Source organism: Mycolicibacterium vinylchloridicum, assembly GCF_013404075.1.
Lineage (GTDB): Bacteria > Actinomycetota > Actinomycetes > Mycobacteriales > Mycobacteriaceae > Mycobacterium > Mycobacterium vinylchloridicum.
Genome location: NZ_JACBJQ010000105.1, coordinates 1 through 7,519, shown reverse-complemented (window position 1 = coordinate 7,519; position 7,519 = coordinate 1). Strand labels below are relative to the sequence as shown.

Sequence of the window (7,519 nt, the reverse complement as noted above, 5' to 3'; positions counted from 1 at the left end):
CGGCGACTCCTACCGCATGAAAGACGCCCAACACCGGAAGGAGAACACCCAACCAACCTAGGAATCACCACACGGGGTGGAGACTTTTATCCGGCCACCAGCGGGTACTTCCATTTGGCCATTGACAGACAGTTGGAATGAAACTACGTATTAACACCGGCGGTGTGTCATTTGTGTGCACGCGGGCACCCGAACAGCGGATCGCGTTTGACACCGGCCAGCCGAAGCTGGATCGCGAGACGGGTCTGCCGCTGTGGCAGGTCCAGGTGATGGCGCTGGACTCCACGGGCGGCGACGTCATCACCGTGACGGTTGCCGGCGACCCGAATGTGACGGTCGGGCAGCCGATCCACATCGAGGGCTTGGTTGCCCTGCCGTGGAGCCAGGACAGTCGCAGCGGAGTCGCGTTCCGCGCTGAAGCGATCCGCGCTTCAGGTGCACCACTGGCGGGAGTCGTTGCCGCACCTCGGAATGCGTCACCGAGCGGCGTACCCGGCGGCACGAGCAAGCCGGCCGCCTGACCCTTTCGTCGAGTGGGCGCAGCACCGCAACACCAAGAGACGGTGGTGCTGCGCCCGCTCGGCCGAAGCCTCTCCTTACCCCGATCCCGCAAGCCTGCCGGAAGGTCTGCCATGCCTGGCCACCCACGAGCTCACCGCTCCAACCGCTCTCTTCCGAACCACTCGGACTCCGATGACATTGCCCTCCGTGCAGCCACGGCGCTTGGCAAAGCGACTGCTGCGCTGGTATGGGCGTCGGTGTTGTTTCCGATGATCAGCATTCCGGCCATCACAAGCGTCTGGATGGCCGTCACTTGCGGTCCCTTGGTCGGCCTCTTGGCGGCGATCTGGTCGGCTCTCGCATTGTTCAGCTGGTTTCTGTTATCCCCCCAAACGTTCCGTCAGTGGGTGACGGTACGTCTGCGGGTCCAGTGGCGCACATGGGGTATCTATCGAGGCCGATGGGCCACGGTCTGCACGCTGTGTGGCCTGACCGCCGGTCTCGACGGTCACGTCATGGTGCCGATTCTGCGTTCGGTGACGATCGGTGTCACGAGCGACGTTCTCGAGGTACGCATCCTCACGGGCCAGTCGTTGGCCGACTGGCAATCCCGAGGTGACGCGTTAGCCGAAGCGCTGAGCGCCCAGCGGGTGACCATTCGCTCGACCCGACCGGGCTCGATCCGCATCACCGCCCATCACGGCGATCCGCTGACGACACCCATCCAACTTCCTCGTCCGGCCAGGGGCACCACACCGGACCTGTCCCGCCTGTGGGTGGGGCTCACCGAGGCCGGTGAGCGTTGGCGCCTACCGCTACTGGGACAGCACATCTTGGTCGCAGGCGCGACCGGCTCGGGCAAGGGCTCGGTGCTTTGGTCAATCATTGCCGCCGTCGGCCCCGCCGTGCGGGCGGGCTGCGCACGCCTCGTCGTCGTAGATCCCAAGGGAGGGATGGAGTTCGGGCGCGGACAAGTGTTGTTCACCTCGCTCGCCCATGACAACGGTGAACAGACACTCGCTGCGCTGCGGGCGGTTGTCGCGGTGATGCAGAAACGTGCGCAACGGCTGCGGGGGAAGACTCGGCTTCACACTCCGAGTGTCTCCGCACCACTGATTGTATTGATTATCGACGAAATCGCCTCGCTGACTGCCTATCTCGGGGACCGCAGAACACGCGCCGAGGTTGAGCAGCTGCTGGGGCTGCTGCTGTCCCAGGGCCGCGCAGTCGGTATCTCGGTGGTCGCCGCGGTACAGGACCCGTCTAAAGATGTTTTGCCCATCCGGCAGCTCTTCTCCATCCGGGTCGGGCTGCGCATGAGTGAAGCCACCCAGACCGCGATGGTGCTCGGAGCCGCCGCCCGAGAAGCCGGCGCCTTGTGTGATGGAATCTCCACCGGTACTCCCGGTGTCGGTTACGTCTGCACTGACGGCAACGCTGAACCGTTGCGAGTTCGGGCCTTCCACGTCACCGATTCCGCCATTGATGATCTCGTCGCTCGCTTTGCCCCCACAAGAGCGCATCCTCGGACCGCCGAGACTGAAGGTCGCCAGTCGTGACCACTGCTGCGCTGGGCATTGCGGTTTCGACACTGCCAGGCCTTCCGGCCGGTACCGACACCATCGGCGTGGTGGCGCAGATGGTGCGTCGCGCCGCCTCCCGCGACTTCGAGACCTGGTGGAATAAAGCGGAGAATGCTGGGTTCTGTGCGAATCCGATCCGTCTGACAGGAACCGACAGCTTCGGTCGCGAGCTTCGGGTGTGGACCCGATGCAACAACCGACGCGCTGTCGCCTGCCCGTCCTGCTCTGATCTCTATGCCCGCGATACCTGGCAACTCGTACACGCCGGCGTGCACGGTGGCCATCACGATCTGCCGCCCACAGTCGCCGAACACCCTCAGGTGTTCGTCACGCTGACCGCGCCCAGTTTCGGGGCCGTGCACACCACACGCGATGACGGCCAGCGAGGCCAGGCTCGGCGGTGCCACGACCGGGGCCGGAATGCCCACCAACGTTGCCAGCACGGGAGACCCCTGTGGTGCAGCTCCATCCACCACGAGGGCGATGCTCATGTCGGTCAGCCGCTCTGCGAGGACTGTTACGACTACATGGGGCATGTCCTGTTCGCCTGGCATGCCCCTGAACTGTGGCGGCGCTTCACCATCGCCCTGCGCCGGCTGTTGCGTAGACGCTTACGCGCGCTCGGCGAATCCCCCACCGCTGCCCGAATCAATTTCGTGAAGGTGACCGAGATGCAACGTCGGGCGATCCCGCACTTCCACGCCGTAATCCGCCTCGACGAGCCGCCACAGCCGGGCCAAGCCCCAACACCACCCAAGTCCTCAATCACAGCCACCGACCTGGCCCTCCTAATCCATCAGGCCGCAAGCGGCGTCGCACTCACTGTCGCCGCCCCAGCACACGGCGCTGAAATCAGTAGCCGTGTAATACAGTTCGGCACTCAGACGGATGCGCGGCCATTGCGGTCGGACAGTAGTGACTGCGGCGGGGCAACACCTCGCCAGTCGCGTCGGTCGGTCCCGGCCTACCTGGCCAAGTACGTGACCAAATCCGTCGCCGACTTCGGCGTTGGGGTCCGACGGATGTCACCGCTCGCCGTTCCCGATTTAGACGTCCCCACACATATCCGGGCGATTCTGACCACAATTCTCGATCTAGCCGATCATGGCGCCTACTCGGAGATAGACCGCTGGCTGCACACTCTCGGCTTTCGTGGGCATATCACCACCAAATCCCGGCTGTTCTCCACCACGATGAGTGCGCTGCGCGAGCATCGAGCTGAGTGGACTCGGGAGCAACGCCACCGCTCAGACCTCGCGACCGACGAACATGATCGGGCGCTTCACGGTGCCGAAGAAGAAGTGGAATGGACATTCGATCGAGCCGGGCTGGGCAATCTCGGTGAACGCACTTTGGTCGTGTCTGCGGCGCACCGAATGATCGAACATCGCCACATCGTCCGTGCGAATCGCTGGACGCACGATCAATCCTCGCCACCAGACTGGTCGACATGACTACGCCCGTATTCGATCGCGAGAAGACCGGTCCCGGGACCCTGCGAATAGCTGAAATTGCCTCGCCCGCAGCACAACCCGTATGTGTTACTTCACCCCCACAAGCCGTACGCCGGCATTCCGAATTACTTCCACACGGAGAGGAAAACGGATGCATACTGAATTCAGTGCTGAGCTGATCACCGTGCAGGCCGCGGCGGATCGTCTCGCAGTCAGTCGATGGATGGTGTACCGGCTGATCTGGGACGGACGTGTCAGATCGGTACAGATCGGTAGGTGCCGGCGGATCGTGCGGCAGTCTTTCGACGACTACCTATCCGGCTTGATTGAAGGAGCCGCGTGATGGCTGCAGGTGGGAAAGCACGTCGCAACGCGAACGGCCAGGGCGGCGTGTACCGACGAGGTGATGGGCGCTGGGAGGCGAAAGTCTTCGTCGACACGCCGGACGGACGACGGAAGCGCATCAGCGTCTACGGCGATAGTGAGCGTGCCGCCTTGGACGAACTCGGCAAGGTTCTCGATCAACAGCGACGCGGCATACCCACTGCAACAACGACGTTGACGGTCGCTGAGTACATGACCTACTGGCTAGAGCACATTGCGGAGCCTAGCGTTCGGCGCACGACGTATGCGACCTATGAGGGCGACGTGCGCCTGCACATCATCCCGGGAATTGGCAATCGGAAGCTGAAGTCACTGCAGGCCTCGCATATTCGCGCATGGCTGACCGGATTGCAGACCCGATGCCAATGCTGCGCCCAAGGGAAGGACGCAGCGCGAGGGCGCAAGTCGCAGGCACGGTGCTGCGCTCTCGTGCCTGCCAAGTGCTGCAACGACGCGTTGTCTGCCAGCTCGATTCGCCACATTCTGCGCGTTTTGCGGGCTGCTCTGCAGGATGCGGTCGACGAAGAGATGTTAAGCCGCAACGTCGCCCGACTCGTTCAGTTGCGCGTGACCGATGACCGGAAGGTGCGCTCTTTCACGCGGGCTGAGGCGATGCGCTTTCTCAAGACCGCTGAGACGACGCGACTTTATGCACTGTGGGCAGTCGCGCTGTCGATGGGACTCCGTCGTGGTGAGGCGCTCGGGCTGCAATGGTCCGACGTCGATCTAGACGCTGAGCGGATTACAATCAGGCGAGCGTTGCACCGCGTGGACGGCCAGCTGAAGCTTGAGAACGTCAAAACTGAAGGATCCGTCGCAGTTCTGCCAGTACCTCGGACGCTTGTGCCGATTCTGACTAACCACCGCCGGCGCCAGCTGGAGGAGCGCCTGGCCGCCGGATCAACGTGGCGCGACACGGGACTGGTTTTCACGACCCCTAAGGGCGGCGCGTTGGAGCCGCGCAACGTCAACCGAATGTTCCACAGCCTGTGCGCGAAGGCGGAGGTGCCGCAACTTCGCGTCCACGACCTCCGACACTCGTGCGCCACCCTGCTCTTCACAATGGGAGTTCAGCCGGCGACGGTTCAGAAGATTCTGCGCCACAGCTCAATCACGGTGACGACGGGAACCTATGTCGAGGTCATCGAAGCCGTTCAACGGGATGCTTTGGACTCGATGGGCTCACTGTTCGCCTCCAACAGCCTCGGCGACGAAACCGGGTAGCGTTCGCCTGATGGAATTCAGCGGATACGTTCAGCTTCGAGTCCGTACAAGTCGACCGCAACGACGCGCGATCGAGTGCCGCAAGCCGACGATGACGTTGCCGTTGTCGAAATATCAAAGGTCTCTGGTTACGACGGCAACGGCTGAGACGGAAAAAAGCCGAATCGGCCTTCCCCCGCAACGCCTGTGAAAAATACGTCGGTTGACTCCTTCCGGAGTCCAGATGGTGGATCCATGTTCTCCATGATGATGACCTGCCCACCAACCGACTGCTGAATGTCGTCGTAGAACCGCGCAGCAATGCCGATGTCGAGAACCTCACGATCGACGGCTTCGCCAGGCTTCGGTGGGCGATAGGTCACCAATGGTGAATCCAGAACGACAAATCCAGGGTGTGGAAGATCATTTTCAAAGCAATACTGAGCAAGGCCAATGGTGAAGGCGGAGTGGAGGATTGCGCGAACGCCTTTACCGTGAGCAGAGCGTAATTGATCGCCCGCTATCAGATCCTGCTCATCCCGGTCATAACGGACCTCATCACCATCAGGGACCTGCCACGCGGAAAGCCTCTCACCGATCGCTTTAGAGAAGCGCCGCACAGTACTCCCTCCAGCAAGCCAAAACTGCCGCCCTCGACCCCCCTGGTGAGCGTGACGTCTTCACCAGTCGGCGTCCGAATTCCCAATAGGACTGTGCTGTAGCCCGCGCGCTGCGGAATCTCCCGAAGAGTGGAACCACGAAGCATGAAGTCAATGGCGTCGACAATGAACGACTTCCCTGTGTCAGAGGGACCATGGATGACAGTCGTTCGTGGCCCGAAATCAACCGTCGCTGGAGCCTTGCCGGGCCCCACGAAAGTCAGATGCGTCAGGCTAATGCGGTTTGCCATTGTTCCCGTCCGTATCGGGCCAGTGAAATTCTTCGGACCAGGAATCGAATATCGCCTTTGTCTGCCGTCGCAGATTCGCTTCGTCCAGATCGGGAAAACTTCCCAACACCCATCCGACACGATCGCGCAAGCGATGTGAGTACGACGAGCCCAAGACTCCCACGAAGTGCAGGGCGCCGTCGCCGGCAAGAAACCGCACCCCGTTCATTCCAACCGCAATCTCGGCGAGATGCAGCCTCAGCAGAAGACCAATTCCTGCCTCGATAGATTCACGCTTGGCCGCAATCTCGCCTGCACGGATCGGCAGAGCCGGATGCAGACTTTCAGGGCCACCGACGTCCCTGCTGTGGAGCACGAAGTGATCAAGCAGGACAAGCTGATTCAGGTCGAGTTCAGCTGGGAAGGCCTGGGTCAAGATCATCAACACGCGGATGCCGACCTCCAAAGGGCCGTTCAGCGGCGATTCATTGATGCTTTGCGGCCTCCGACGGTCGCCCGCTGGACCGTTCGGTGCCCGATTGTCGTAGTCATTCATTGCGCGACATCCATTGAATCCGATCGACGTTCGCCAGCTGGTGGCACATGCCCTGTCGATCATCGATCTCGACCACCGAAATCAGACGATGCCGACTCAGATCCAGCTGTCCAACTAGCGAAAGCACACTCGTCAAACGTCTCAGGCCCGTGGCGTGGTGGTCCTCGACTACATCGATAACACCCGAATGAATGTCATCCTGCAATCGCTCAAAAGTCCCCGGCGGCACTGAATCCCGCGCGTACACTCGTAGCGCCTCCGCCTTGTAGAAGTTCTCGCGGTGGCGGCGAAAGCGTTCGCCCACTCTGGGATTTGATGCCACTGATTCGGGTTGGAGGCTTTCCTCGGGGTGTGCTTCGGCGTAAACATCAACCAGTTGTTGTACGTATCTCCGTTCGTGTGTCGCCAAGTCACCGGGAGCTGGCACATGAGCGGGTCGCGGCTGAAGCGCTGTGGCGAATCGGTCGCTGTACCAACAAGTTGTCTTATGCAGTTCAAGCACATCAGTCAGCTCGACGGATCGGAACATCGAGAAATCCGTGACCGACGCCAGTTCCTGAACCGAAGAGACGAGGTCCGACTCAAGGCCCCTCGCGAGGGTGCTGTCGTCGTCGGCCAAGTGGTCGAGGAACTTTTTCCTCAACTTCTGCGGGCTGCTGAGCATCCGACCGCAGTTTGTACTGCAACCGCGGGGAGCCAAGATCTGGTAGCTGTCCGGCAGAACGCACTCTCCGACAACAGTTGCCACGAAGATCTTCAGAATCTCGGGAAGTATGTCTCCTAGGGCGAGAGGTTCTGCATAGTGCTTGCACTGGAAACAGTGAGGAATTGTCAATACCTGTGGATCGGGGTGTTTCAGGCGACCTCCGTTTCGGTTGATTCGGCCGGCTCGGGCGGTGTGATGTCGGCGGGGCGTTCGAGTAGCTTGCCTTTGTGGAAGACGGCGCCG

Annotated in this window: 9 protein-coding genes; 5 read left to right on the top strand and 4 right to left on the bottom strand. The window is 61.5% G+C overall.

The window, feature by feature from the left end:
• Nucleotides 1-137 precede the first annotated feature (137 nt).
• The 5 genes from HPC46_RS33110 to HPC46_RS33090 all read left to right on the top strand — a co-directional run bounded on the left by HPC46_RS33110 (nt 138) and on the right by HPC46_RS33090 (nt 5,146).
• On the top strand, nt 138-521 hold the full coding sequence (locus HPC46_RS33110) for a hypothetical protein (RefSeq protein WP_036339731.1): 384 nt from the start codon (nt 138-140) through the stop codon (nt 519-521).
• Nucleotides 522-563: 42 nt separating this feature from the next.
• Nucleotides 564-2,060: an FtsK/SpoIIIE domain-containing protein gene (locus tag HPC46_RS33105; RefSeq protein ID WP_325096866.1), complete on the top strand. Its 1,497-nt coding sequence runs from the start codon at nt 564-566 to the stop codon at nt 2,058-2,060.
• 80 nt (nt 2,061-2,140) lie between these two features.
• On the top strand, nt 2,141-3,538 hold the full coding sequence (locus HPC46_RS33100; RefSeq protein ID WP_168214926.1) for a replication initiator: 1,398 nt from the start codon (nt 2,141-2,143) through the stop codon (nt 3,536-3,538).
• Nucleotides 3,539-3,689: 151 nt separating this feature from the next.
• A complete protein-coding gene (locus tag HPC46_RS33095; protein WP_036339733.1) occupies nt 3,690-3,881 on the top strand; it encodes an excisionase family DNA-binding protein in 192 nt (63 codons plus the stop codon).
• Nucleotides 3,881-5,146 (top strand): tyrosine-type recombinase/integrase, encoded by a 1,266-nt coding sequence (locus HPC46_RS33090; protein WP_036345900.1) that lies wholly within the window; start codon nt 3,881-3,883, stop codon nt 5,144-5,146. Before HPC46_RS33095 ends, HPC46_RS33090 begins: the two co-directional genes overlap by 1 nt.
• 128 nt (nt 5,147-5,274) lie before the next feature.
• Here the strand turns inward: HPC46_RS33090 and HPC46_RS33085 are convergent, their stop codons facing one another.
• The 4 genes from HPC46_RS33085 to HPC46_RS33070 are packed head-to-tail and all read right to left on the bottom strand — an operon-like array spanning nt 5,275 to nt 7,234.
• On the bottom strand, nt 5,275-5,745 hold the full coding sequence (locus HPC46_RS33085; protein ID WP_125477408.1) for a hypothetical protein: 471 nt from the start codon (nt 5,743-5,745) through the stop codon (nt 5,275-5,277).
• Entirely contained in the window at nt 5,649-6,035 is a 387-nt protein-coding gene (locus HPC46_RS36030) for an ATP-binding protein (RefSeq protein ID WP_036339737.1), read from the bottom strand. Before HPC46_RS36030 ends, HPC46_RS33085 begins: the two co-directional genes overlap by 97 nt.
• Nucleotides 6,019-6,570, bottom strand: coding sequence for an ABC-three component system middle component 2 (locus HPC46_RS33075; protein ID WP_051659897.1), 552 nt, complete (start codon nt 6,568-6,570; stop codon nt 6,019-6,021). The genes HPC46_RS36030 and HPC46_RS33075 overlap by 17 nt, the downstream gene beginning before the upstream one ends.
• Nucleotides 6,563-7,234 (bottom strand): ABC-three component system protein, encoded by a 672-nt coding sequence (locus HPC46_RS33070; protein WP_179476248.1) that lies wholly within the window; start codon nt 7,232-7,234, stop codon nt 6,563-6,565. Before HPC46_RS33070 ends, HPC46_RS33075 begins: the two co-directional genes overlap by 8 nt.
• Nucleotides 7,235-7,519: the final 285 nt, after the last annotated feature.